This window comes from Pseudarthrobacter sp. RHLT3-21 (assembly GCF_059383495.1).
The window spans coordinates 114423-139090 of sequence record NZ_JBWZCI010000004.1 but is presented as its reverse complement, the minus strand read 5'-3'; the positions used below and the strand labels follow the sequence as shown (position 1 = coordinate 139090).

General features: G+C 62.5%; 30 protein-coding genes. 26 read left to right on the top strand and 4 right to left on the bottom strand.

What is annotated here, in order from left to right; all coding sequences use genetic code 11:
• Window position 1 precedes the first annotated feature (1 nt).
• The 3 genes from tuf (at window position 2) to AC50YA_RS06380 (ending at window position 5887) form a co-directional block, all read left to right on the top strand.
• Entirely contained in the window at window positions 2–1192 is a 1191-nt protein-coding gene (gene tuf, locus AC50YA_RS06390) for an elongation factor Tu (protein ID WP_160673126.1), read from the top strand.
• Between the two features lie 153 nt (window positions 1193–1345).
• The gene (locus AC50YA_RS06385; RefSeq protein WP_494981477.1) at window positions 1346–5731 is read left to right on the top strand and encodes a hypothetical protein; all 4386 of its coding nucleotides are present in this window, start codon (window positions 1346–1348) and stop codon (window positions 5729–5731) included.
• Window positions 5732–5761: 30 nt separating this feature from the next.
• Window positions 5762–5887: a hypothetical protein gene (locus AC50YA_RS06380; protein WP_255527485.1), complete on the top strand. Its 126-nt coding sequence runs from the start codon at window positions 5762–5764 to the stop codon at window positions 5885–5887.
• A 63-nt stretch (window positions 5888–5950) separates the two neighbouring features.
• Here the strand turns inward: AC50YA_RS06380 and AC50YA_RS06375 are convergent, their stop codons facing one another.
• Entirely contained in the window at window positions 5951–7402 is a 1452-nt protein-coding gene (locus AC50YA_RS06375; protein WP_494981476.1) for a GH1 family beta-glucosidase, read from the bottom strand.
• A gap of 476 nt (window positions 7403–7878) precedes the next feature.
• Between AC50YA_RS06375 and rpsJ the strand changes: the two genes are divergently transcribed.
• The 23 genes from rpsJ to map all read left to right on the top strand — a co-directional run bounded on the left by rpsJ (window position 7879) and on the right by map (window position 20957).
• Window positions 7879–8187 carry a 30S ribosomal protein S10 gene (gene rpsJ, locus AC50YA_RS06370; RefSeq protein WP_038464699.1) on the top strand — a complete coding sequence of 103 codons (309 nt, stop codon included), beginning with the start codon at window positions 7879–7881 and terminating at the stop codon, window positions 8185–8187.
• A 17-nt stretch (window positions 8188–8204) separates the two neighbouring features.
• Complete coding sequence (gene rplC, locus AC50YA_RS06365; protein ID WP_056344391.1) at window positions 8205–8855, top strand: 50S ribosomal protein L3; 651 nt, start codon at window positions 8205–8207, stop codon at window positions 8853–8855.
• A gap of 4 nt (window positions 8856–8859) precedes the next feature.
• Window positions 8860–9483: a 50S ribosomal protein L4 gene (gene rplD / locus AC50YA_RS06360; RefSeq protein WP_494981475.1), complete on the top strand. Its 624-nt coding sequence runs from the start codon at window positions 8860–8862 to the stop codon at window positions 9481–9483.
• On the top strand, window positions 9480–9785 hold the full coding sequence (rplW, locus tag AC50YA_RS06355) for a 50S ribosomal protein L23 (RefSeq protein ID WP_018773664.1): 306 nt from the start codon (window positions 9480–9482) through the stop codon (window positions 9783–9785). Before rplD ends, rplW begins: the two co-directional genes overlap by 4 nt.
• A 29-nt stretch (window positions 9786–9814) precedes the next feature.
• On the top strand, window positions 9815–10654 hold the full coding sequence (gene rplB / locus AC50YA_RS06350) for a 50S ribosomal protein L2 (RefSeq protein ID WP_494981474.1): 840 nt from the start codon (window positions 9815–9817) through the stop codon (window positions 10652–10654).
• 12 nt (window positions 10655–10666) lie between these two features.
• Window positions 10667–10948 (top strand): 30S ribosomal protein S19, encoded by a 282-nt coding sequence (gene rpsS / locus AC50YA_RS06345; RefSeq protein WP_011775591.1) that lies wholly within the window; start codon window positions 10667–10669, stop codon window positions 10946–10948.
• 38 nt (window positions 10949–10986) lie between these two features.
• On the top strand, window positions 10987–11352 hold the full coding sequence (gene rplV, locus AC50YA_RS06340) for a 50S ribosomal protein L22 (RefSeq protein ID WP_056344381.1): 366 nt from the start codon (window positions 10987–10989) through the stop codon (window positions 11350–11352).
• On the top strand, window positions 11353–12195 hold the full coding sequence (gene rpsC, locus AC50YA_RS06335) for a 30S ribosomal protein S3 (protein ID WP_056344378.1): 843 nt from the start codon (window positions 11353–11355) through the stop codon (window positions 12193–12195).
• On the top strand, window positions 12196–12612 hold the full coding sequence (gene rplP, locus AC50YA_RS06330) for a 50S ribosomal protein L16 (RefSeq protein WP_056344375.1): 417 nt from the start codon (window positions 12196–12198) through the stop codon (window positions 12610–12612). It begins immediately after the preceding gene.
• Window positions 12613–12614: 2 nt separating this feature from the next.
• Window positions 12615–12944 (top strand): 50S ribosomal protein L29, encoded by a 330-nt coding sequence (rpmC, locus tag AC50YA_RS06325; RefSeq protein ID WP_252569497.1) that lies wholly within the window; start codon window positions 12615–12617, stop codon window positions 12942–12944.
• Window positions 12941–13249 (top strand): 30S ribosomal protein S17, encoded by a 309-nt coding sequence (rpsQ, locus tag AC50YA_RS06320; RefSeq protein WP_056344371.1) that lies wholly within the window; start codon window positions 12941–12943, stop codon window positions 13247–13249. Before rpmC ends, rpsQ begins: the two co-directional genes overlap by 4 nt.
• A 533-nt stretch (window positions 13250–13782) precedes the next feature.
• Window positions 13783–14151 (top strand): 50S ribosomal protein L14, encoded by a 369-nt coding sequence (rplN, locus tag AC50YA_RS06315; protein WP_024366126.1) that lies wholly within the window; start codon window positions 13783–13785, stop codon window positions 14149–14151.
• A 3-nt stretch (window positions 14152–14154) separates the two neighbouring features.
• Window positions 14155–14514 carry a 50S ribosomal protein L24 gene (rplX, locus tag AC50YA_RS06310; RefSeq protein ID WP_160673105.1) on the top strand — a complete coding sequence of 120 codons (360 nt, stop codon included), beginning with the start codon at window positions 14155–14157 and terminating at the stop codon, window positions 14512–14514.
• The gene (gene rplE / locus AC50YA_RS06305; RefSeq protein WP_111906630.1) at window positions 14514–15095 is read left to right on the top strand and encodes a 50S ribosomal protein L5; all 582 of its coding nucleotides are present in this window, start codon (window positions 14514–14516) and stop codon (window positions 15093–15095) included. The genes rplX and rplE overlap by 1 nt, the downstream gene beginning before the upstream one ends.
• Before the next feature lie 78 nt (window positions 15096–15173).
• Window positions 15174–15572: a 30S ribosomal protein S8 gene (gene rpsH, locus AC50YA_RS06300; RefSeq protein WP_111906629.1), complete on the top strand. Its 399-nt coding sequence runs from the start codon at window positions 15174–15176 to the stop codon at window positions 15570–15572.
• An 18-nt stretch (window positions 15573–15590) separates the two neighbouring features.
• Window positions 15591–16127 carry a 50S ribosomal protein L6 gene (rplF, locus tag AC50YA_RS06295; protein ID WP_056344361.1) on the top strand — a complete coding sequence of 179 codons (537 nt, stop codon included), beginning with the start codon at window positions 15591–15593 and terminating at the stop codon, window positions 16125–16127.
• A 2-nt stretch (window positions 16128–16129) separates the two neighbouring features.
• Window positions 16130–16513: a 50S ribosomal protein L18 gene (rplR, locus tag AC50YA_RS06290; RefSeq protein WP_056344358.1), complete on the top strand. Its 384-nt coding sequence runs from the start codon at window positions 16130–16132 to the stop codon at window positions 16511–16513.
• Window positions 16510–17247: a 30S ribosomal protein S5 gene (gene rpsE, locus AC50YA_RS06285; protein WP_160673099.1), complete on the top strand. Its 738-nt coding sequence runs from the start codon at window positions 16510–16512 to the stop codon at window positions 17245–17247. Before rplR ends, rpsE begins: the two co-directional genes overlap by 4 nt.
• 3 nt (window positions 17248–17250) lie before the next feature.
• Window positions 17251–17457, top strand: coding sequence for a 50S ribosomal protein L30 (gene rpmD, locus AC50YA_RS06280; protein WP_013601818.1), 207 nt, complete (start codon window positions 17251–17253; stop codon window positions 17455–17457).
• Window positions 17458–17952, top strand: a complete 495-nt coding sequence (rplO, locus tag AC50YA_RS06275; RefSeq protein WP_058931722.1) for a 50S ribosomal protein L15 — start codon at window positions 17458–17460, stop codon at window positions 17950–17952.
• 220 nt (window positions 17953–18172) lie between these two features.
• Window positions 18173–19483, top strand: coding sequence for a preprotein translocase subunit SecY (gene secY / locus AC50YA_RS06270; protein WP_494981473.1), 1311 nt, complete (start codon window positions 18173–18175; stop codon window positions 19481–19483).
• Window positions 19484–19488: 5 nt separating this feature from the next.
• The gene (locus tag AC50YA_RS06265) at window positions 19489–20058 is read left to right on the top strand and encodes an adenylate kinase (RefSeq protein ID WP_494981612.1); all 570 of its coding nucleotides are present in this window, start codon (window positions 19489–19491) and stop codon (window positions 20056–20058) included.
• A gap of 71 nt (window positions 20059–20129) precedes the next feature.
• Window positions 20130–20957, top strand: a complete 828-nt coding sequence (gene map / locus AC50YA_RS06260) for a type I methionyl aminopeptidase (RefSeq protein WP_494981472.1) — start codon at window positions 20130–20132, stop codon at window positions 20955–20957.
• Window positions 20958–21065: 108 nt separating this feature from the next.
• Here the strand turns inward: map and AC50YA_RS06255 are convergent, their stop codons facing one another.
• From AC50YA_RS06255 to AC50YA_RS06245, 3 genes are all read right to left on the bottom strand, one after another.
• Window positions 21066–22412, bottom strand: coding sequence for an ABC transporter substrate-binding protein (locus AC50YA_RS06255; RefSeq protein WP_494981471.1), 1347 nt, complete (start codon window positions 22410–22412; stop codon window positions 21066–21068).
• Between the two features lie 124 nt (window positions 22413–22536).
• The gene (locus tag AC50YA_RS06250) at window positions 22537–23448 is read right to left on the bottom strand and encodes a carbohydrate ABC transporter permease (protein ID WP_494981470.1); all 912 of its coding nucleotides are present in this window, start codon (window positions 23446–23448) and stop codon (window positions 22537–22539) included.
• Window positions 23445–24425, bottom strand: coding sequence for a carbohydrate ABC transporter permease (locus tag AC50YA_RS06245; RefSeq protein WP_494981469.1), 981 nt, complete (start codon window positions 24423–24425; stop codon window positions 23445–23447). The genes AC50YA_RS06250 and AC50YA_RS06245 overlap by 4 nt, the downstream gene beginning before the upstream one ends.
• Window positions 24426–24668: the final 243 nt, after the last annotated feature.

Below are 24668 nucleotides of genomic sequence, written 5' to 3'. Positions count from 1 at the left end.
TGTGGCAAAGGCAAAGTTCGAGCGGACTAAGCCGCACGTTAACATCGGCACCATTGGTCACGTTGACCACGGTAAGACGACGTTGACGGCCGCCATTTCCAAGGTGCTGTATGACAAGTACCCGACTCTCAACGAGCAGCGCGACTTCGCGTCTATTGACTCTGCTCCCGAAGAGCGTCAGCGCGGCATTACCATCAACATCTCTCACGTTGAGTACCAGACCGAGAAGCGCCACTACGCACACGTAGACGCTCCGGGTCACGCTGACTACATCAAGAACATGATCACCGGTGCTGCCCAGATGGACGGTGCAATCCTCGTGGTTGCCGCCACTGACGGCCCGATGGCTCAGACCCGCGAGCACGTTCTGCTTGCCCGCCAGGTTGGCGTTCCCTACCTACTGGTTGCGCTGAATAAGTCGGACATGGTTGACGACGAAGAACTGCTGGACCTCGTTGAAATGGAAGTTCGTGAGCTGCTTTCTGCTCAGGGCTTCGATGGCGACGACGCTCCCGTTGTTCGCGTCTCCGGCCTGAAGGCTCTCGAAGGCGACCCGGTTTGGGTCAAGTCCATCGAGGACCTCATGGAAGCGGTTGACGAGAATGTCCCGGACCCGATCCGCGACAAGGACAAGCCCTTCCTGATGCCGATCGAAGACGTCTTCACCATCACCGGTCGTGGCACCGTTGTGACGGGTCGCGCCGAGCGCGGTACCCTCGGCATCAACTCTGAGGTTGAGATCGTCGGCATCCGTCCGGTCCAGAAGACCACCGTCACCGGTATCGAGATGTTCCACAAGCAGCTCGACGAAGCATGGGCCGGCGAGAACTGTGGCCTCCTGCTCCGCGGTCTGAAGCGTGATGACGTAGAGCGTGGCCAGGTTGTCGTCAAGCCGGGTTCCATCACCCCGCACACCGACTTCGAGGCCAACGTCTACATCCTCTCCAAGGACGAAGGCGGACGTCACAACCCGTTCTACTCGAACTACCGCCCGCAGTTCTACTTCCGCACCACGGACGTAACCGGCGTTATCACCCTGCCGGAAGGCACGGAAATGGTTATGCCTGGCGACAACACTGAGATGACCGTTGCGCTCATCCAGCCCATCGCCATGGAAGAGGGCCTCGGCTTCGCTATCCGCGAAGGCGGCCGCACCGTTGGTTCAGGACGCGTTACCAAGATCATCAAGTAATCACTTGTTGATCACGGAGCTGATGGCCGTCTGACGGCCTGACGTGAAGTTTGGAACAGCCCCGCTGCTAGTGCAGCGGGGCTGTTCCTTGCTACTATTAATCCAATCAATGGATTAATAGCGAGGGCAGGCCTGCCCCGGAGGGGGATCGCCGTGAGGGACGAATCTTATGAAGCGGGCTACCGCGCCGGTCACCTTCAGGGGTGGTTCGACGCGATGGCCAAGCTTCAGGCTTCAGGCCAGCCGGGGCCAGCGGTCACTGAATCGCTCAGTTCCGCCAGCGCGGACTCGCCGGTGGGGGAGGGCATTTCCCTGGGGGAGGGCACGACGGCGGCAGCCAGCAATGTGCCTACACCGGCCGCGTCAATGCCCGCCAACGTCCGCATCACGACGGTGCCGGTGTCGCTTGCGACGAAAATTACGCCTGTGCCGCCAGAGTCGTTTCCGGTATCACCTGCACGGATGATCATCCAGGCGCCGACAGTTTCGCAGCCTGGTTCGGCGCCCTTTTCGTCTCCATCGAACACCGCATCGGCCACTGCATCGGTGCCGCCGAGGATTCCGCCGCAGTCCCCGGCCGCCTCCTTCCAGACATACCCGGAGACACCGGCCCAGCGCCAGGCCCGGCGTGAAAAGCGGGACCGGCAGAACATCAACATCACGCTGTACGTGGCCAGCCTGCTGCTGGTGGCTGCCGCTGCACTCTTCATCGGTAGCAGCCTGCCGCCCATGTTGCGCTTTGCCGGCGTCTGCGCAGTCACAGCACTGTTCTATGGCGCGGGATTTGCGCTACATGCCCGGGTCCCGCGGCTGAAGCCGGCCGCCGTGGCATTCACCGGCACCGGGCTCGCCCTGGTTCCTGTGACCGGCCTGGCCCTTTACAACTTTGCGCTTCATCACGGCCCGGCCGCCTGGCTGATCACGTCGCTGATTGGTACTGCGGCCTATGTTGCGGCGGCGGTCCGGCTGGAGAGCAGGGTCCTGGTGTACCTTTCCCTCACGTTTGTGGCCTCCACGGCGTTCTCCGGCGTTTCAATCCTGGGTGGGGCCCTTGTTTGGTATTTCGCTGTGCTCATCGCCGTGGCCGTGTTGCTGTCGGGCCTTGCCCTCGTCCGGCCGGGCTGGTTGCCGCCGGTGTATGTCAGGCCGCTGATGGTCTTGCACCCGTTGGTGGTGCCCGCTGTGGCCGTCGCTGCGACCTTCGTACCGTTGCTCTTGGACAAAGCTGAGTACGCACTGGTCATCGGGATGTGCGGTATCTATTTCGCCCTGATGGCCGCTGTTCCGGGGCGGTTCCGGCTGATCAACTTCTACGCGGCACGGGCCGCCCTGACAGTAGCGGCCGCCGTCGAGGTTTGGCACCTGACCGGCCGGGGGACCGACGCCCTGCTCGCCGCCGGCGTACTGCTCGCCGCCCAGGCCATGGGAGTGGTGCTTCTGTCAGCCAGGCTGACCGGCTGGTTCCGCCAGCAGCGAGCAGAATCGTCCGCCGCCGGGAACAGCCCCAACGCCGCCGGAGAACGCTGGCAGACTGATGCCCGGGCGACGTTTGCTCTGCAACTTGCTGCAACCGCGGCGTTCAGCGTTCAGGAGACCGCTGCCGGCTTCTTCCGCGCTATTGAGCGCTACGGTTCGGTCGAAACGGGCACAACGGTGCCGCTTTGGGTGCCGGTGGCTTTATCGCTGGGCACGGGCATGGTGCTGGCCGCCAGGTGGGCCCGCCGGGCCGAATGGGCGCCAGTTGCCGTACTGGTCTTGGCCGGCATCGTTTCTCCTTCGATGGGTGCGTGGCCGTTCGCCGGCATGCTGCTCCTGGCCGCCGGCTTCTGGGCGATCCGCGGGGTCTTCGCGGCAGGTGATTTCCGTGGACGGTTGGTTCTGGGATCCCGGGTGGCCCTCACATTTGCGGTCCCCGTAACCGTCGCGGCCGTGATGGATGACGGGCCTGGGCGGGCCGGGGCGTCAATGTTCGCACTGTTGGTGGCACTGGTGCTCCAGCAGCTCCTTACGGCGTTCCTGCAGCGCTTCGGGGTGCGGACCTTGGCGCCACAGCCCACGTTGGTTGGCTTCGGTGCCGGGGGCGCGCTGGTTCTCGTTGGACTGCAGTTCGGTGAGACGTCGCCGGACCACGGCCTGACGGCCGTCGGCGTGCTTATCCAGCTTGCTGCGGCATTTGCCATCGGAGCTCTGCTGGTTCCACGGCCGGCCACGGAGCGCGACTGGGTTGCCACGGTGTGGGAGGCCTTGCCTCTTTGTATGTCCGTGGTGGCCGCGACGGTCGCGTTCCAGGCCGTTTCACAAGGCGCCGGAAACGTGGCGCTGCTGCTGGTGGCGGCGTATCTGCTCATCACGGCGATGCGTCTGCGCCTGCGCCAACACCGCTGGGCGTACTGGTGGTTCGCCAGGGCAACAGCCACGGTCCTTGCCCTGACAGCTTTTCACCAGCTCCAGGACGTCGGAGGACCGGTGGTCATCGCGGACGAAGTGGTCCGTCCGGCGACGGTCCTGGTGACCGTGCTGGCACTTCAGCTGTGCCTTCCGCTGGTGGCTGCCGTCCGCCGTCGTGCTCCCCGCGGGATTCTTGCTGACGCGGGCACCCTGCTCCTTCTCCAGCTGGCGGGTAGTGCCAGCCTGGCGCAGGCAGGTTCCGCCGACTGGCAGGGAACCTCCGCTGCAGGACTGGTGGCCCTCGGCGCAGCAGCCTCGGGGTACTACCTCCGCAGGAAGGCAGGTGCCGTCTGGTTAGCCCCGCTGGCGTTCTCCGTGCTGCTGGTCCTCAGCGGCGGCGATCTGCTTCGGGTCGAACTGATCCTGGGTATCTTCGCGGTCTACTCCACGCTGATGGTGGTGGCCGAGCAGCGGCGGGGAAGGAAAGGCTGGTATTTTGTGGCGGCCCGCGTGCTGACCGCAGGGCTCGCCCTGTTCCTCAGCTACGACATCACCGCCTCGCCCACTGTGGTTTCGGTGACCTTTGCCCTGGTGCTCGCGGTCCAGCACGCCGTCCGCTGGATGATGCGCTCACGGCTGGCTGACATCCCCTTCCAGCAGGCTGCAGTCTGGATCACCCTGGCGGGGCAGGCGTTGCTGCCGCTCGCGTACGTGACAAAGTCGGGGGGCGTTGGGCTGCTGGCGCAGGACGACGACGGCGGCCGCTGGGTAGTGTTGCTGGAACTGCTGATGCTCCTGGCCTCGGCAGTGGTGGCCAGGAGACTCTTCAGTGCCCGCGGAGCCCTTTACTTCGCTGTGTATGCGGCGCTGTTCGGAGTGCTCGCCCTGGGCCCGCTGTTCGTGTTCGGTGGGACGTTCCTGATGCTCCCGGTCCTGAGCCACACGGGAACTGCGGTGGCTCTGCTGGGTGTTGCGCTTCTGGCAGCCGCTGCCGGTATCTTGCGACAGCGGCAGCACGGACTCCAGCACAGCGGACTCCAGCAGAACGGACTCGAGCAGAACGGTCGCCGGCAGGACGTTGGTGCCGCGGATGTCGAACACTGGCTCTGGCTGGTTACCGCCGGCTCGTTTGCCGGTGCTGGGCTGTTGATTTCGCCGTTGGCGGCAGACTGGGTGACGGGAGCGGCTGTTCTGGTCCTGTCGGCCGTGTGTTTTGCCGCGTCGCACGTCGAGGATCTGCCGGTCCTGTATCCGCCGGCAGCCCTGGCCGCGCTGGGCGGGTCCATCGCGTTGGCGGCGGAAGCGTATCAGGATGTCCCCGGCGTCTGGGGCGGATTCCTGCCATGGCTGGCCGGCGCGGGCGTGGCTTCGGCCGCCCTCTATGGGGTGCGGCTCATGCGCAGCGGCCCGTTGCAGGTTGAGCCGGTGCGTCGTTGGTCGCTGGCCGGCGCGGCCTTCCTCGGCCTCGTCCTGGTGGTCTTCGTCGGAATCCGGCACGATGCAACGTCCTGGGCGGCTGCGGCCGTAATGGCCGCCGCCGTCGGAATCTCCTACCGTGAGGCACCTCCACGGGTGCGACGGATCGCCCTGGAGGTGGGCGCGCTGCTCCTGACCATTGCCGTCCAGCGTGCTGCCATCTTTGAACTGGACGCGCCGGGTGGCCGTACAGGCCGCATATTGGCCGACCTCCCGAGTCCGTTCTGGGTGGTTCAGTGGTACGTGGTCCTGGCCGCTGTCCTCGGTGGCTTGCGGTACTTCTCCGGCAATCAAGCTGCCGGCCGGTTCCTGGTGGGGGCAGCGTCTATGTTGCTTTCCCTGAGCGGCCTGGGCGTGGTGTTCGGCGGCGCCGGTGAACAACAGCTGTGGGTCCTGGTGCTTCTCGCCCTACTGCTCGTGGCAGGCCTTGGCCTGGGCGAGCGGCTGTTTGTCTGGTGGGGTGCAGCGGGGGTGGCCGCGTGCATTCTGTGGGCAATGCGCCAGTACACGTTCCTGCTGTTGGCGTTCATCGCCGTGGGGCTGATCATCTTCGCCATCTGGCGGCTGAACCGCGGAGCCAGTGGTCAGGCGCCGGACGCGCGGCCAGAAATGACGCCGGACCCTGAGGCCAACCCGCAGTCCCGCGACGGCAAGGAACCGTCCCGCCGGCACTGATACTGTTGCTGACAGCGAGAGGAGTACATCATGGGATGGCTGATTTTTCTGATCATCGCGGTTGCCGTGGTCGCCGGAGTTTTCTGGGCCAAGAAGCATTTCCGCACCGAGATTGACCGCGCCAAGCGCATCAACCGGGCAAACAAGGACAAGTAGCAGGGGCAGCAGGCTTCAGCCGGGTGTAAGCCGGGCGATAGCCGGAGTTCAGGCGGGCGGGCCTCACGCGGGCGTGCCTCCGCCGGCCAGTGACTTCCGGGCCTGGCTGAGCGCCCGGTACCAGTAGAACGATTCCTTGGGAGTGCGCTCCAACGTGTCGAAATCCACGTGCACCAGGCCGAAGCGCTGTGAGTAGCCTGCAGCCCATTCGAAGTTGTCCATCAGGGTCCAGACGTAGTAGCCGCGGAGGTCCACGTCGTGGGCAATTCCGCCCGGAGCCGTTGCTTCCAGGGCGTGCCGCAAGTGGCCCGCGATGTATTCGATCCGCTGCCGGTCTTGGACGGGGCCGGTGACGTGCTCGGGTTCAGGGAAGCTGGCACCGCTTTCGGTGATGTAGATCGGCGGCAAGGCATCCCCGTAGCGGTCCTTTAGCTCGCGCAACAGGATTCCCAGGTGCTTCGGAGCCACCGGCCAGCCGAAGCCGGTGGTGCTGTATTCGTCGAACGGCACCTGGTGGGCAGGTATTCGGACCATGGCTTCCGCCGGCACCGTAAGGTCTTCGCCGGTGCCCTGACCGGCTGCTACTTTCACGGGCTGGTAGTAGTTGACGCCGTAGAAGTCCACGGGCTGATGGATGGTGCGCAGATCGGCGTCGGAAATCTTGCCGAATGACCGCATCCACGGCGTGGCAAGAAGCAAGGAGCGGGGGTACCGGCCCAGGAGGATCGGATCGGCATAGATCCGGTTCAGCATGACGTCGAAGACTTTCGCAGCGGCCCGGTCGGCAATTCTCCGCGTTGCCGGCTGGACGGGGGAATGCAGGTTGGTCACGCCGATGCCGCCGCGGACCCCCTCCGAACGCAGGGCCTGGACAGCCAGGCCGTGCGCCAGCAGCTGGTGGTGGACAGCGGGAAATGCGTCAAAGAGCAGGTCCCGTCCGGGGGCATGAACGCCAAGGGCATAGCCGTTGAGCACCACCGAGGCTGGTTCATTGAGCGTGACCCACTGGTCCACCCGATCACCAAAGCGCCGGCCGGCCTCGCCTGCGTACTCGGCGAAGCGTTCCGCCGTGGCCCTGTTCATCCAGCCGCCACGGTGCTCCAAGGGAAGGGGCGTATCCCAGTGGTACAGCGTGGCCATGGGAGAGATGCCGGCTTCGAGGAGCTGGTCGATCAGCCGGTCGTAGAAATCCAGGCCTTGCTTGTTGAACGCGCCGCGGCCGTCCGGCTGGATCCGCGGCCACGAGATGGAAAACCGGTAGGAATCCACGCCGAGGTCCCGCATGAGGGCCACATCTTCGGGGGAGCGGTTGTAGTGGTCGCAGGCCACTGCGGGGGAGTGTCCATCGATGATGGCGCCGGGTTTCTCCGCGAAGGCGTCCCAGCCGGAGGGACCGCGGCCGTCCGCGGACAGTGCGCCTTCGATCTGGAAGGCGGCTGCGGCCACTCCCAGCGTGAATGAGCTGGGCAGTCGGCCGGCAAGATCCTGGACGGAAACGTCATCTTCGACGGTCATTCCCCCATCATCCATTCGGATGTTGCCGAAGGCAATGACCAGCAACTGAGTAGCAGCAACTGTCGTTATGAGGGCTCATAACGACAGTTAGTGCTACCTGGTTGGGCGCATCGGGGCCCGATGCCCGCAGATTAGGGCAGATTCGCTTCTGGGCATAATATCCGGCATACTAGATGAGTTGTTCAAGCGCTTCTTCGTGTCCCGATCCGGATAATGCCGGGTGTCAGGGTCCAAGTGGAAGCCCAAACATAACCCACTCCCCATGGAACTGCGGATTTGTATGCGTGCTAAGCGCGACACGCCCGACCGCGGGGGTCGGTTACGTCGGCAGGTTGAGGAACCCGGATTCATCCGGATTCAGCTTGTGCGGCGGGTGGTAGTTCAGACTTCAAATGCTTCGGCAGCCACATGCAACAAGAAAGTGAACAGAGCAGCCCTCACCGGGAGCAGCACTAACTGAAAGAGAGTCAGGCGACATGGCGGGACAAAAAATCCGCATCCGGCTGAAGTCATATGACCACGAGGTCATTGACGTTTCAGCACGGAAGATCGTTGAGACGGTCACGCGCGCAGGCGCAACGGTAGTTGGCCCCGTGCCGCTGCCGACGGAGAAGAACATTTACTGTGTTATCCGCTCTCCGCACAAGTACAAGGACAGCCGCGAGCACTTTGAAATGCGCACGCACAAGCGTCTTATCGACATCATCGATCCCACGCCGAAGGCTGTTGATTCGCTTATGCGTCTTGACCTGCCGGCCGACGTGAACATCGAAATCAAGCTGTAGGGAGGTGCTGAGAGACTATGACCGCAACCCGTAACGTAAAGGGCCTGCTGGGCACGAAGCTCGGCATGACCCAGGTCTGGGACGAGAACAACAAGCTCATCCCCGTCACTGTGGTCCAGGCAGATTCGAACGTCATCACCCAGCTGCGCAACGCAGACACTGATGGCTACGTAGCTGTTCAGATCGGCTACGGCCAGATCGATCCCCGCAAGGTCACCAAGCCGTTGGCTGGTCACTTTGAAAAGGCAGGCGTCACGCCTCGCCGCCACGTCGTCGAACTGCGCACTGCAGATGCTGACACTTACGAGCTGGGCCAGGAGCTTTCTGTTGAGCTCTTCGAAGCCGGCCAGAAGATCGACGTTATTGGCACCACCAAGGGTAAGGGCTTCGCCGGTGTTATGAAGCGTCACGGCTTCCACGGTGCTCCCGCCTCACACGGTGCTCACAAGAACCACCGTAAGCCCGGTTCAATCGGTGGCGCATCCACCCCGAGCCGCGTCTTCAAGGGCATGAAAATGGCCGGCCGCATGGGCGCCGTTCGTCACACCACGCTGAACCTCACGGTTCACGCAGTTGACGTCGAGAAGTCGCTGCTCCTGATCAAGGGTGCCGTCCCCGGCGCCCGCGGCCAGGTCGTACTCGTACGCACCGCCGTGAAGGGAGCCTAGTTCAATGACTAGCACTGTAAAGGTTGACCTGCCTGCAGAGATCTTCGACGTTCAGACCAACGTGCCGCTGCTGCACCAGGTCGTCGTAGCCCAGCTCGCTGCTGCTCGCCAGGGTACCCACAAAACCAAGACCCGCGCCGAGGTTTCCGGTGCAGGTCGCAAGCCGTTCAAGCAGAAGGGCACCGGCCGCGCCCGTCAGGGTTCAATCCGTGCTCCTCACATGACCGGTGGTGGCGTAGTCCACGGTCCCACACCGCGTGACTACAGCCAGCGCACCCCCAAGAAGATGATTGCTGCTGCACTGCGCGGCGCACTCTCTGACCGGGCACGCAACGGACGCATCCACGTTGTTGCTGAACTGGTGGAGGGCACCAAGCCGTCCGTCAAGAACGCACTGGCAACGCTGCGCGGAGTTTCCGAGCGCAAGAACCTGCTGGTTGTCATCGAGCGCGCCAACGATGTTGCAGCACTTTCCGTGCGCAACCTCGCCGGTGTTCACGTTCTGTACGCAGACCAGCTGAACACCTACGACGTACTCGTCTCTGACGACATTGTCTTCACCAAGGCTGCCTACGAAGCATTCGTTGCTGACCGGGCAGTAGCAAAGAACGAGGAGGATGCCAAGTGAGTGCAGCCACCATCAAAGACCCGCGCGACGTCGTGCTTGCACCCGTCGTATCGGAAAAAAGCTACGGCCTGATCGATGAGGGCAAGTACACCTTCCTGGTGGACCCCCGCTCGAACAAGACCGAGATCAAGCTGGCCGTGGAGAAGATTTTCTCCGTCAAGGTCGAATCGATCAACACCATCAACCGTGCCGGTAAGCGCAAGCGCACCAAATTCGGATGGGGTACCCGCAAGAACACCAAGCGTGCAATTGTGAGCCTCAAAGAAGGCACCATCGACATCTTCGGCGGTCCGCTCTCGTAGCGGAGACCACTTTAACGAGGAAATAAATTATGGGAATCCGTAAATACAAGCCGACTACCCCGGGCCGTCGTGGCTCGAGCGTAGCGGACTTCACCGAAATCACGCGGTCGACGCCGGAAAAGTCGTTGGTACGTCCGCTGCCCAAAAAGGGCGGCCGTAACAACTCCGGTAAGATCACGACCCGTCACAAGGGTGGTGGCCACAAGCGCCAGTACCGTCTGATCGACTTCCGTCGCCACGACAAAGACGGCGTCAACGCCCGCGTTGCCGAAATCGAGTACGATCCGAACCGTACGGCTCGCATCGCCCTCCTGCACTACATTGATGGCACCAAGCGTTACATCGTCGCCCCGAACAAGCTCTCCCAGGGTGACGTCGTTGAGGCAGGTTCCGGTGCTGACATCAAGCCCGGTAACAACCTGCCGCTGCTCAACATCCCGGTTGGTACCGTAATCCACGCAGTTGAACTGCGTCCGGGTGGCGGCGCCAAGATGGGCCGCTCCGCCGGCGCATCGATCCAGCTTGTAGCCAAGGAAGGCCGTTTCGCCCAGCTGCGTCTGCCTTCCGGCGAAATCCGCAACGTTGACGTGCGCTGCCGCGCAACTGTCGGCGAGGTCGGCAACGCCGAGCAGTCGAACATCAACTGGGGTAAGGCCGGCCGCATGCGCTGGAAGGGCGTACGCCCGACCGTCCGTGGTGTCGCGATGAACCCGGTTGACCACCCGCACGGTGGTGGCGAGGGTAAGACGTCCGGTGGACGTCACCCCGTCAACCCGAACGGTAAGCGGGAAGGCCGCACCCGGCGTCCCAACAAAGAGAGCGACAAGCTTATTGTTCGTCGCCGTCGTACTGGCAAGAACAAGCGATAGGAGCCTGGACACATGCCACGCAGCCTGAAAAAAGGTCCTTTCGTTGACCAGCACCTCTTTGTAAAGGTAGCCAGGGAAAACGATAAGGGCACCAAGAACGTCATCAAGACCTGGTCCCGCCGTTCGATGATCATCCCCGACATGCTCGGGCACACGATCGCCGTACACGACGGACGCAAGCACATTCCGGTGTTTGTCACTGAGTCGATGGTCGGGCACAAGCTCGGCGAATTCGCTCCCACGCGGACATTCCGCGGCCATGTCAAGGACGACCGTAAGGGCAAGCGCCGCTAGGCGCCTGCACTTACGTCAAAGACGAGAGAAGGAAAGCAATGGAAGCCAAGGCAATTGCGCGTCACATCCGCGTAACGCCTATGAAGGCCCGGCGCGTCGTCAACCTTGTTCGTGGTAAGCAAGCGAATGAGGCTCTGGCAATTCTGAAGTTTGCCCCCCAGGCAGCTTCGGAGCCGGTATTCAAGGTAGTACAGTCGGCAATCGCGAACGCCCGGTCCCTCGCGGACCGCGACGGTGTTTCGTTTGACGAAAGCGACCTCATCATCAGCGAAATGTTCGTTGATGAAGGCCCGACCATGAAGCGGTTCCAGCCGCGTGCTCAGGGTCGTGCATTTCAGATCAAGAAGCGCACCAGCCACATCACTGTGGTAGTCGCTACACCTGAGAAAGAGGAGGCTCGCTAAGTGGGACAGAAAGTTAACCCGCACGGGTTCCGACTCGGCATCACCACCGATCACGTATCGCACTGGTTCGCTGACAGCACCAAGCCCGGACAGCGGTACAAGGACTTCGTTCGCGAAGACATCCGTATCCGCCAGCTTATGTCTGTCGGCATGGAGCGCGCCGGTATCGCCAAGGTTGAGATCGAGCGCACCCGTGACCGTGTCCGCGTGGATATCCACACGGCACGTCCCGGCATCGTTATCGGCCGCCGCGGCGCTGAAGCAGACCGCATCCGCGGCGAGCTTGAGAAGCTGACGGGCAAGCAGGTCCAGCTGAACATCCTCGAGGTCAAGAACCCCGAGATGGAAGCACAGCTTGTTGCCCAGGGCGTTGCTGAGCAGCTGACTTCCCGCGTGGCTTTCCGCCGTGCGATGAAGAAGGCAATGCAGTCCGCTCAGCGTGCAGGTGCCAAGGGCATCCGTATCGCTTGCTCCGGTCGACTGGGTGGCGCAGAAATGTCCCGCTCGGAGTTCTACCGCGAAGGCCGTGTGCCCCTGCACACTCTCCGTGCGAACATCGACTACGGCTTCTACGAGGCCAAGACCACCTTCGGCCGCATCGGCGTGAAGGTCTGGATCTACAAGGGTGACGTCACCGCCAAGGAACTGGCTCAGCAGGCAGCTGCTGCACCGTCCCGTGGCCGCGGCCCCAGCGACCGTCCGGGCCGCCCGGGTGGCGCCGGCGGCGCTGACCGCGGTGACCGCCGTCGTCGTACCGACCGTCCGGCAGCGGAGGCAGCTCCGGCTGCCGAAGCTCCGGCAGTTGAGGCTGCACCTGCTGCAGTAGAAGGAGGACAGGCTTAAATGCTTATCCCACGTCGAGTCAAGCACCGTAAGCAGCACCACCCGGGTCGTTCCGGCGCTGCTACGGGCGGCACCAAGGTCTCCTTCGGTGAGTGGGGTATCCAGGCCTTGAGCCCGGCATACGTCACGAACCGTCAGATCGAGTCTGCCCGTATTGCGATGACCCGCCACATCAAGCGTGGCGGTAAGGTCTGGATCAACATTTACCCGGACCGTCCGATCACCAAGAAGCCTGCCGAAACCCGTATGGGTTCCGGTAAGGGTTCACCGGAATGGTGGGTCTCAAACGTCAAGCCGGGACGGGTTCTCTTTGAGATCTCCGGCGTCGAGGAATCGGTAGCTCGCGAGGCACTCCGCCTTGCAATCCACAAGCTCCCGTTGAAGGCACGCATTTTGCGTCGCGAAGGTGGTGAATAGAAATGTCAGTAGGATCCAAGGAACTTGCATCCGCACAGCTGGACACGTTCGACAACGAGCGACTCGTTGAAGAACTCCGTAAGGCTAAGGAAGAGCTGTTCAACCTGCGTTTCCAGTCCGCCACCGGTCAGCTGGAGAACCACGGTCGTCTGCGCGCGGTAAAGAAGGACATCGCACGTATCTACACCGTTCTCCGTGAGCGCGAGCTGGGCATTCGTGCCGAGGTTGCCGCACCGGTTGTGGAAGCCAAGGAAGAGAAGAAGTCCAAAAAGGCTGCAACCAAGAAGGCCGAAACGGCTGAAACGGTTGAGGCCGAGGAGGATGCCAAGTGAGTGAAAAGGACGAGAACGTGACGGAAACTGTTTCCGCAGCAGCTACGGCTGGCGAACGCGGTGACCGTAAGACGAAGCGTGGCTACGTAGTCTCGGACAAGATGGAAAAGACCATCGTTGTCCAGGTAGAAGACCGCGTAAAGCACGCTTTGTACGGCAAAGTCATCCGCCGCAACACGAAGATCAAGGCTCACGACGAAGAGAACAGCGCCGGCATCGGCGACCTCGTTCTCCTCGCCGAGACCCGCCCGCTGTCCGCTACCAAGCGGTGGCGTCTGGTCGAGATCCTCGAAAAGGCCAAGTAACACCCCGCAGCCTGCTTGCAGGTACTGCACCGGAAACCCCCGTTCCCTTTTTGGGCGCGGGGGTTTTCCGCATTCTGGGGGGGCGTTCGCGCTGTTGTGGAGGGGTTGCCGGGCGGGCAGTGTCACGCTGAGCAGGTTTTTGGGGACCGCCCGACGGCGGGAGGCCGGGTTTCCGGGGGAGCGGCACCACCGGCGGGCCGAAAGCGTGCCGTGCGTGACGCCGTCGTCCGCTGTGCACGGCACCTGCTGTGTGATATGGGAGATGGCTCCAACTGTGCTAGGATATTGAGTTTGTATGGCGCCCTCTGTGCGCCGTCATCAACCTCGTAAACAATCGTGCCACGGCATAGTGCCCCCTCGTGCTTCGGACCTGTCCGGATCCGCCTGGGAAGCAAATGTTTTTGGCACGGGAGTTTAGGCCTGGTCTGGCAAAATCCAGGCAGGTCAAGAGACACCCCGATCAACCGTTCCGCAAGGCTCATTCCGTAGGAAGATTTTCGGTCTGAGAACCGGCGCGACGCAAGGAGTAAATAGTGATTCAGCAGGAGTCGCGACTCAAGGTCGCCGACAACACGGGTGCTAAGGAAATCCTTACCATTCGCGTTCTCGGTGGATCTGGCCGTCGCTACGCAGGCATTGGCGACGTCATCGTCGCTACCGTCAAGGACGCAATTCCGGGCGGCAACGTAAAGAAGGGCGATGTTGTTAAGGCAGTCATCGTCCGTACCAAGAAGGAACGCCGCCGTGCGGATGGTTCCTACATCAAGTTTGACGAGAACGCAGCTGTGATCCTGAAGGCTGACGGTGACCCCCGCGGTACCCGTATCTTCGGACCGGTTGGTCGTGAACTTCGTGACAAGAAGTTCATGAAGATCGTTTCTCTGGCTCCGGAGGTGCTCTAGTCCATGGCTAAGATCAAAAAGGGTGACCTCGTTCAGGTCATCACTGGCGCCAAGGCTGAGCGCGGCGGCGACAAAGGTAAGCAGGGCAAGGTTCTGCGCGTATTCCCGGAGACCAACCGCGTGTTGGTTGAAGGCATTAATCGCGTAACCAAGCACACCAAGGCCGGTCAGTCGCAGCGCGGCACCAAGACTGGTGGCATCGAGGTCGTAGAAGCTTCGGTCCACATCTCCAACGTGGCTCTGGTTGACCCGTCCACCAAGAAGCCCACCCGCGTCGGTTTCCGCACCGAGACCGTTGAGCGCGATGGCGTGAAGCGCGACGTGCGTGTCCGCGTGGCCAAGAGCTCCGGGAAGGACATCTAATGACTGAGACTCTCGAGACTCCGGCAACGAAGATCGTTCCTCGTCTGAAGACTAAGTACGCCGATTCCATCAAGAGCACGCTCGTTGAGGAATTCAAGTACAGCAACGTTAACCAGGTTCCCCGCCTGGTGAAGGTCGTTGTGAACATGGGTGTTGGAGATGCCGCTAAGGACTCCAAACTGATCGACGGCGCTGTCCGCGATCTGACCCTGATCACCGGCCAGAAGCCGCAGGTAACCAAGGCCCGCAAGTCGATCGCACAGTTCAAGCTGCGCGAAGGCATGCCCATTGGCGCACACGCAACTCTGCGTGGAGACCGCATGTGGGAATTCCTGGATCGTCTGGTCACGCTGGCTTTGCCCCGTATCCGCGACTTCCGCGGCCTCAGTGGCAAGCAGTTCGACGGCAACGGCAACTACACCTTCGGTCTGACCGAGCAGGTTATGTTCCACGAAATCGACCAGGATTCCATCGACCGCGTACGCGGTATGGACATCACGGTTGTAACCACCGCCAAGACCAATGACGAAGGCCGCGCGCTGCTGAAGGCGCTTGGCTTCCCGTTCAAGGCCGAAGACTAATCTAACTACGTAACAGGTCCTTCGCTGATGCTTCAGGCAGCAGCGAGGAAACCGTTATGAGGAAGGGCAAGAGCCCAAATGACAATGACAGATCCTGTCGCAGACATGCTTACGCGTCTGCGCAATGCAAACTCGGCATACCACGATTCCGTGTCTATGCCGTACAGCAAGCTCAAGGCACGCGTTGCCGACATCCTGAAGGCTGAAGGTTACATCGCCTCCTGGAAAGAAGAAGAGGCTGAGGTTGGCAAGAAGCTGACCCTCGACCTTAAGTTCGGTCCGAACCGCGAGCGTTCAATCGCTGGCGTTCGTCGTATTTCCAAGCCGGGCCTGCGTGTTTACGCAAAGTCCACCAACCTCCCGCACGTGCTCGGTGGCCTGGGTGTCGCAATCCTGTCCACCTCTTCCGGCCTCTTGACTGATAAGCAAGCCGGCAAGAAGGGCGTGGGCGGCGAAGTCCTCGCCTACGTCTGGTAACGGGAAAGGAAGAGAATAATGTCACGTATTGGACGTCTCCCCATCACCGTTCCCGCCGGCGTTGAGGTCAAGGTTGACGGCTCTGTCGTCAGCGTCAAGGGTGCCAAAGGCGAGCTGAACCACACTGTGGCCAGCCCGATCGAGGTTTCCCTGGAAGCAGAGACCCTGACTGTCGCCCGCCCGAACGACGAGCGCGCCTCCCGTTCACTCCACGGCCTGACCCGCACCCTGATCTCTAACATGATCGAGGGCGTTACCAAGGGCTACGAGAAGAAGCTTGAAATCGTTGGTACTGGTTACCGCGTTCAGGCCAAGGGATCTGACCTTGAGTTCGCTCTCGGCTACAGCCACCCGGTAAATGTCACCGCACCGGACGGCATCACCTTTGCAGTTGAGACCCCGACCAAGCTCTCTGTTTCAGGTATCAACAAGCAGCAGGTCGGCGAGGTTGCTGCCAACATTCGCAAGCTGCGGAAGCCGGACCCCTACAAGGGCAAGGGCATCCGCTACGCAGGCGAAGTCATCCGCCGCAAGGTCGGAAAGGCTGGTAAGTAACCATGGCCATCTCAATTAACAAGAAGCGTACGAACAAGAGCAAGTCTGCTTCGCGCAGCCGCCGCCAGCTTCGTATCCGCAAGCGCATCTCCGGCACGGCTGTACGTCCTCGTCTGGTCGTCAACCGCTCCGCACGCCACGTATTCGTCCAGGTTGTCGATGACACCAAGGGCCTGACCGTAGCGAGCGCCTCCACACTGGAAGCCGACCTTCGTGCATTCGAAGGCGACAAGACTGCCAAGGCCAAGCGCGTTGGCGAGCTCGTTGCCGCTCGTGCCAAGGCTGCCGGTATCGAAGCTGTTGTCTTCGACCGCGGTGGTAACAAGTACCACGGCCGGATCGCCGCCGTCGCTGACGGTGCACGTGAAGGTGGGCTGTCACTGTGACGGAAGCAAACAAGGAAAAGGACACTGTGTCTGCAGATCAGAAGGCGACTGAAGCCGTAGCTGCTCCGGCCACTGAGACCACTGCGCCCGCAGCTGCTGCCGATGACCGCCGTGGTGGCGCTCGTCGTGGCGAGCGTGGCGACAAGGGCCAGGGCGGTCGCGAAGGCGGCCGTGGCGGCCGTGGTGGCCGTGACGGCGGCCGTGAAGCCGAGAAGAGCCAGTTCATTGAACGCGTTGTCACCATCAACCGCGTTTCCAAGGTGGTCAAGGGTGGTCGTCGCTTCAGCTTCACCGCTCTGGTCGTCGTTGGTGACGGTAACGGCATGGTCGGCGTGGGCTACGGCAAGGCTAAGGAAGTTCCTGCCGCTATCGCGAAGGGCGTTGAAGAGGCCAAGAAGTCCTTCTTCCGCGTTCCCCGCATTGGCAACACCATCCCGCACCGCGTTCAGGGTGAGGCCGCTGCAGGCGTCGTAATGCTGCGTCCGGCCTCGGCCGGTACCGGTGTTATTGCCGGTGGTCCGGTCCGCGCCATCTTGGAGTGCGTGGGGATCCACGACATCCTCTCCAAGTCGCTGGGTTCCTCCAACGCCATCAACATCGTTCACGCGACGGTTGCGGCGCTGAAGCAGCTCGAAGAGCCGGCAGCAGTGGCAGCACGCCGCGGCCTGCCGCTGGACGAGGTTGCTCCGCCGGCAATGGTGAAGGCAATCCTGAACCAGAAGGCGGGTGTCTAAGCCATGGCTAAGAACCTGATTCCCTCCGACTCCCAGTTGGAGATCACTCAGATCAAGTCCGCCATTGGCGGCAAGCAGAACCAGCGCGACACCCTTCGGTCCCTCGGCCTGAAGCGGATCGGACACACCGTTGTCCGGACCGCCGATGCCGTGACTGTTGGAATGCTCAACACGGTTCCGCACCTGGTAAAGGTAGAGGAGGCGAAGTAAATGGCAGAGAAGAACACCGCCGAAAAGGCACAGGGCGCCGCTGCTGAGAAGCAGAACGCACTGAAGGTTCACCACCTGCGTCCCGCCCCGGGTGCCAAGACCGCCAAGACCCGCGTTGGTCGTGGTGAAGGTTCCAAGGGTAAGACCGCTGGTCGCGGTACCAAGGGTACGAAGGCCCGCTACCAGATCAAGGCTGGCTTTGCCGGCGGCCAGCTGCCGCTGCACATGCGCCTGCCGAAGCTGCGCGGCTTCAAGAACCCGTTCCGGGTTGAGTTCCAGGTTGTAAACCTGGACAAGCTCAACGAGCTGTTCCCGGAAGGTGGCGCAGTCACCGTGGAGAACCTGGTCGAGAAGGGTGCCGTTCGTAAGAACCAGCCCGTCAAGGTGCTTGGCACCGGCGACATCACCGTCAAGGTTGACGTCACCGTCCACGCATTCTCGGCCAGCGCCGCAGAAAAGATTGCAGCAGCAGGCGGAAGCACCACCGCTCTCTAGCAGACGGTGGGCGAATGCCCGTTGTGAACTCCCGGTGTGCAAGGCCTTCAGGGCCCTGCACGCCGGGAGTTTTTTCGCATCCGCCAGCCGACTATTTCCGCCTGTTCACCGCAAATGCGGCCTCGCGGATTATTCGCATGGCCAATCCACCCGTTAGACTCGGTTGTTGGGATTTATTGACCCCCATCACACCACGCTTATAAACACAACAGGAGGACGCTTGCTTAGCGCATTTGGCCGGGCCTTTCGCACGCCTGATCTGCGACGCAAGTTGTTGTTCACGCTGGCAATCATCACAATCTTCCGCTTGGGTGCATTCATCCCCTCGCCTGGTGTGAACTACCAGAATGTCCAGCAATGCTTGCAGAACGGTCAGACCGCAGGCGGGCTCTATCAGCTCGTCAACCTGTTCAGCGGCGGTGCCTTGCTTCAGGTGTCCATCTTCGCGCTGGGCATCATGCCGTACATCACGGCAAGCATCATTGTGCAGCTGCTCCGGGTGGTCATTCCCCGGTTCCAGGAGCTGTACGAGGAGGGCGCCTCCGGGCAGTCCAAGCTCACCCAGTACACGCGGTACCTCACCATTGCCCTGGGCCTTCTGAACGCAACGACGCTGGTGTCGCTGGCACGTTCAGGCCAGTTGCTTCCGGGCTGTGCACTGCCGATCATTCCTGACAGCAGCATCATCACCACTATCCTGCTGATCATCACGCTGACCGCCGGTACCGGGCTCATCATGTGGATGGGCGAACTCGTCACCGAAAAGGGTGTGGGCAACGGCATGTCGCTGCTCATCTTCACCTCCATCGCGGCGCAGTTCCCCACCTCGCTCGGTGCCATCTGGAGCTCGCAGGGACCGGGAACCTTCTTCCTGGTCCTGATCATCGGCCTGGTAACGGTTGCCCTGGTGGTGTTTGTGGAGCAGTCCCAGCGCCGTATCCCGGTGCAGTACGCCAAGCGGATGATCGGACGCCGGACCGTCGGCGGCACCAGCACCTACATCCCCATCAAGGTGAACATGGCAGGCGTGATCCCCGTGATCTTCGCATCGTCCATGCTCTACCTGCCGGGACTGATCTCACAGTTCAACCAGCCCAAAGCGGGTGAGGCGCTCGCGCCGTGGGTTGAGTGGATCAACAACAACCTGACCCGAGGAGACCATCCGATCTATATGGCGCTGTACTTCGCCATGATCGTGTTCTTCACCTACTTCTACGTCGCGATCACCTTCAACCCTGAAGAGGTCTCCGACAACATGAAGAAGTACGGCGGTTTCATCCCGGGTATCCGTGCCGGAAAACCGACCGCGGACTACCTGCAGTACGTGCTCTCCCGGATCACGCTGCCCGGAGCCATGTACCTGGGCTTCGTGGCGCTGATTCCGCTGGTGGCACTGGTACTGATCAACGCGAACCAGAACTTCCCGTTCGGTGGCACCTCGATCCTGATCATGGTGGGCGTTGGCCTTGAAACCGTCAAGCAAATAGATGCGCAGCTACAGCAACGTCACTACGAAGGGCTTTTGCGATGACGAAAATGTTGATTATTGGACCCCCCGGTTCCGGAAAAGGAACGCAAGCGGAACGCATTTCCGAGCGCCTCGGCGTCGTGGCGATTTCCACCGGTGATATCTTCCGCGCCAACGTGAAGGGCGAAACTCCTCTTGGCATCGAAGCCAAGAAGTACATGGACGCCGGGGATTTCGTTCCGGACATGGTCACCAACAAGATGGTCCGCGACCGCCTCAGCGAGTCCGACGTCGAAAACGGCTTCCTCCTGGACGGCTACCCGCGCACCACCGCGCAGGTGGACTACCTGGACGGTATCCTCGCGAACAGCGAAGAAAAGCTCGACGTCGTGCTGCAGCTCACGGCCGACGACGAGGAACTCGTCTCCCGCCTGTTGGGCCGTGCCAAGGAAACCGGCCGGAGCGACGACAACGAAGCCGTTATCCGCCACCGCCTGGACCTGTACCACGAGCAGACCGAGGCCGTTGTGGCCAAGTATGCCGAACGCGGCATCCTGACCCAGGTTGACGGCATCGGCGGCATCGACGAGGTCACCGACCGCGTGATGCAGGCGATCAAGGCAGCCCAGGCCGCCTAAGCCAGGCACACCAGCTTTTCGAGGCTCCTCCCGGCATCCGGGAGGGGCCTCAGCCATTGAGAGGACACACCATGGCCTTCGGCCAGCCCCGTATCGAATACAAGACCAACGCCCAGATGCGCACCATGCACGACGCCGGGCTGGTGCTGAGCCGCGCGCTGGACGCCGCAGTGGCGGCCGCCGCTCCCGGCGTGACCACCAAGCAGCTCGACGACGTCTTCGCGGCAGTGCTGAACGAGGCGGGCGCCAAGTCGAACTTCCTTGGCTACCACGGCTTCCCCGCCACCATCTGCACCTCCGTGAACGAGGAAGTGGTGCACGGCATCCCCGGCGGCAAGGTCCTCAACGACGGCGACATCATCTCGATCGACGGCGGCGCGATTGTTGACGGCTGGCACTCCGACTCTGCACGGACCGTGATTGTGGGCAATGTTGACCCCGAGGACCAGCGGCTCTCCGACGTCACCCACGCCGCAATGTGGCGCGGCATCACCGCGCTGGCCACGGGAACCCACGTGGGCGATATCGGCGCAGCCATCGACGACTACGTCTCCTCCGTGCCGGGCAAGCCGCTGGGCATCCTGGAAGACTACGTGGGCCACGGCATCGGCTCCGAGATGCATATGGCTCCGGATGTCCTGAACTACCGCACCAGCCACCGCGGCCCCAAGATCAAGCCCGGACTGTGCCTGGCCATCGAGCCCATGCTGGTCCGTGGCAGCATCGAAACCGCCGTGCTGGAGGACGACTGGACCATTGTCACCACCGACGGCAAGCGCTCTTGCCAGTGGGAGCACTCGGTTGCCGTCCACGAAAAGGGGATCTGGGTACTCTCAGCGCCCGACGGCGGAGCGGAGCACCTGGTGCCGCTCGGCGTCGTGCCCGTTCCGATCCCTTAACCCAAAGTAGGTAGCGCTAAGTGTCGTTATGAGGGGTCAAAACGACACATAGCGCTACCTACTTGGGCTGGGGCCGCGGCAGGTGACGTGCCCACCGCGGCCTATCGGTCAGGCCTTGAGCTTCGGCTTGACGTCCTTGGTGTAGATTCCCTCGAGCGTTGCCTTCAGCTCGGTCATGACGGCCTTCACGTCGCCCTCCTGGGTCAGGATCCTGGCGGCAGCCTTGGCCATCTCCTGGTCGGCGCCCGGCAGGAACGCGCGCGCGTTGTCCTGGACCTTGGTCACCGCCAGCTGGTCCATCGCGATCTTGATCTGCGGGGTGTTGGCCAGCACGGCGGTCATGTCGGCGGAGGTCCGCGTGGGCATGTAGCCGGTCGCGGCCGAGAACGTCGCGGTGTTCTCCGGCTCGGTCATGAACTGCAGGAACATGGCGGCCGCCAGCTGCTCTTCCTTGGTGACACCGCTGGGGATGCCCAGGCCGGCGCCGCCGGTGGGGCACACGCCTGAGGTGACCTTGGAGCCGCCCGGCAGGAAGCCGACGCCCACGTTGAACTTGGCGGACTTCAGGATGCCGATCAGTGAGCCCGTGGAAGACAACGTGGCCGAGGCCAGGCCAGCGGCAAAGTCGTCGGCTGATTCCTTCGAGGAGACGCCAGCCCAGGCGTCCTTGTACACGGAATCCTGGGCCGCCTGCAGTGCCGCCACGGACTCGGCTGAATCACAGGTGATATCCCAATCCTTGGACCAGCCGCCGCCTTCGCCCCACAGGTTGTTCTGCAGGGTCCAGCCCGCGTAGCCGGCGAGAGCGGGGTGCATAAAAGCGTACTGGGCGCCCGAAGCTGCCTTGAGCTTGGGGGCCCAGCCGGCGAATTCCTGCCACGTGGTGGGTGCCCGGTCCGGCAGGCCTGCCGCGGCGAAGTGGTCCTTGTTGTAGTAGAACAGGGGCGTGGACCGGCCGTAGGGGAGGGCCCACTGTTTGCCGTCGTACTTGTAGTCGTCCACCAGCGAGGTGCGGAAGTCGTCCAGCTTGACGTCCAGCTGCTTGACCAGGGAATCGAGCGGGATGATGCTCTCGTTCAGGTAGTAGCGGAACCACCAGACGTCGGAGAGGACCACCAGCGAGGGAAGGCCTGACTTGGCGGCCTGGGCGGTCTGGAACTTCTGGGCGATTTCCTCGTAGTTGGCGCCGGCCGTCACCAGGTTCACCTTGATGTCCGGGTACTTGGCATGGAACTTCTCGATGATGCTCTTTTCCACGTCCTGCGACTTGCCCGGGTGGTTGGACCAGAAGTCGATGGAGTCGGCCGGCTTGACGCCGCTGAAGTCGATGTCGGCAACAGTTGTCACCGCGGCGCCGGGCGTTGTTGACGGGCCGCCACAGGCGGACAGCGCTGCGGCGCCTGCCCCGGCGCCGGCCAGGGTGAGGAAGAACCGTCGATCAAGGGTAAAGGACATGGTGCTGCCTTTCGTTGGGTGCGTCGGTAGTGCTGGATGCGGTGGATGGATGGTTTGGATGGCTGGCGCCAATGTCCGACGCCAATGCCCGACGCCAAGGCCCGACGGCGTTGCTCGCCGGAGGTTAGCCGGTCACGCTGCCCTGGGTCAGGCCCGCGACGATGTAGCGCTGGAGCATGGCGAAGATGACCAGGATGGGGACGATCACGAGGACGGCGCCGGCCATCATGATTCCCCAGCCTGCGCCGTTGCTTTCGGAGTTCTGCAGCAGGGTCAGGCCCACTGGAAGGGTCATGCTTTCGGGTTTGTCAGTGATGATCAGCGGCCAGATGTACTCGTTCCATTCGCTCACTACGGTGACCAAGGCAACCGTTGCAATGGACGGAACAGACACCGGAACCACGATCTGCCAGAGCCGACGCCAGTGGCCGGCGCCGTCGATCTCTGCGGATTCCAGGATGGACCCGGGCAGGGTGAGGAAGTGCTGGCGCAGCAGGAACGTCCCGAAGGCAGTGCCGAGGCCGGGCAGGACGATGCCCCACAGGGTGTTCTTTCCGCCCATTCCGGCGATCAGGATGTAGTTCGGCAGGATGGACACCTGCGCGGGAACCATCAGGGCCACCAGGATCAGGACGAAGATGAGGTTTTTGAACGGAAAGCGTACAAACACCAGGGCATAGGCGGTCAGCAGGGCAAGGATCACTTTGATGCCGCCGCCCACCACCGTGACGATGGTGCTGTTCAGGAAGAACTGCCCGAACGGGACCGTGGTCATGGCCACCCGATAGTTCTCCGGGTCCAGGGCTGCCGGGAGCACCTGCAGATCCAGGGTGACGATTTCGCCGGCCTGTTTGAAGGAGCTCAGCACCATCCAGAGCAGCGGCAGGAAAACCACCAGGACGGCGACGGCCAGCGGCGCATATCCGGCAGCGACTGTCCTGGCCAGGTTCGCACGGGAGAACGGCCGCTCGCGGGGCGGGACGGCGTCGGGCGTTGAAGGGTCCGGCCGGAGGGCGGCGGGGGCGGGAGCGCTCACGAGTAGTGCACCTTCTTTTCGATGAACCGCAGCTGCAGCACTGTGATGACCAGCAGGATGACAAACAGGACCACCGAGATGGCGGCGGAATAGCCTGCGCGGTTGTAGGCGCCGAAGGCTTGGAGGTAGGCCTCGTAGATGAGGGTGCTGGTGCCGCTGCCCAGGGGCGTCATGATCCGGATGAGGTCAAAGGCCTGGAGCGAGCTCAGCATGGTGGTGATCAGCAGGAAGAACGTGGTGGGGGAGAGCAGCGGCAGCGACATGCTGACGAAGCGCCGGAAACTGCTGGCGCCGTCCAGCGACGCCGCCTCCATCACGTCCTGCGGCAGGGACTGCAGCCCGGCCAGGAACACCACCGCGCAGTAGCCCAGGTTCTTCCAGACGTACACGATGATGACCATCACCAGCGAGAGCTCCGGATCGTTGATCCACTGCGGACTCTGCTGTCCGAAGCCCCGAAGGATCCAGGCCAGCACACCGTAGCCGGGATCAAAGATGAACAGCCACACCAGGCCCACACCAACACCGGACAGCACATACGGTGCGAAGACGGCCGATCGGGCAAAGGTGGTACCGCGGACCTTCGAGTTCAGGGCCAGCGCCACCAGCAGGCCCAGCACCATGGAGCCGCCCACGGTTGCGGCCGTGAACGCGGCGGTGGTGCCAAGGACCCGGCCGGCATCCGCGCTGGTGAAGAACGTGACGTAGTTGTCCAGCCCCACGACGGCGGCCGACGAGGAGCCGAGCGTCCAGTTCAGCGTGGAGTAGTAGAGGTTGTTGAACAGCGGGACGTACGTGAACACCGCGATGAGCAGCAGGTTCGGCAGGGCCAGCGCCAGGAACACGAAGAAGTCCGCGCGTTTCCGGCGCGACCAGCGGTTGCGGTTCCGGGGCAGAGTGCCGGCCTGGTCCTGTGCTCTGGCGGTGGCCGTCTGCGCGGGGGAACTGCCCGGTTTGGCGGTGAGCTGTGGTGTCATGGATCTCAATCGGAAAGCCTGCGACGGCAGGGGCTGGAACGGATTTGAGATCACTCCATCACATCATCGATGCCGGACGGGACCAGATGCGGCCTCCCAGCGGATTGTTGTCCCAGGCTTCGGAGCCCGTTCACGGAACGTTGGCTTCCCGGTGATTGAAGCCCACGGTCCGCCGCGAGATCCGCGCCGGTTTCGGACGGGCGCGCCCCGGACCCCAGGGCGGATGTCCGAAACCGCAGCGGA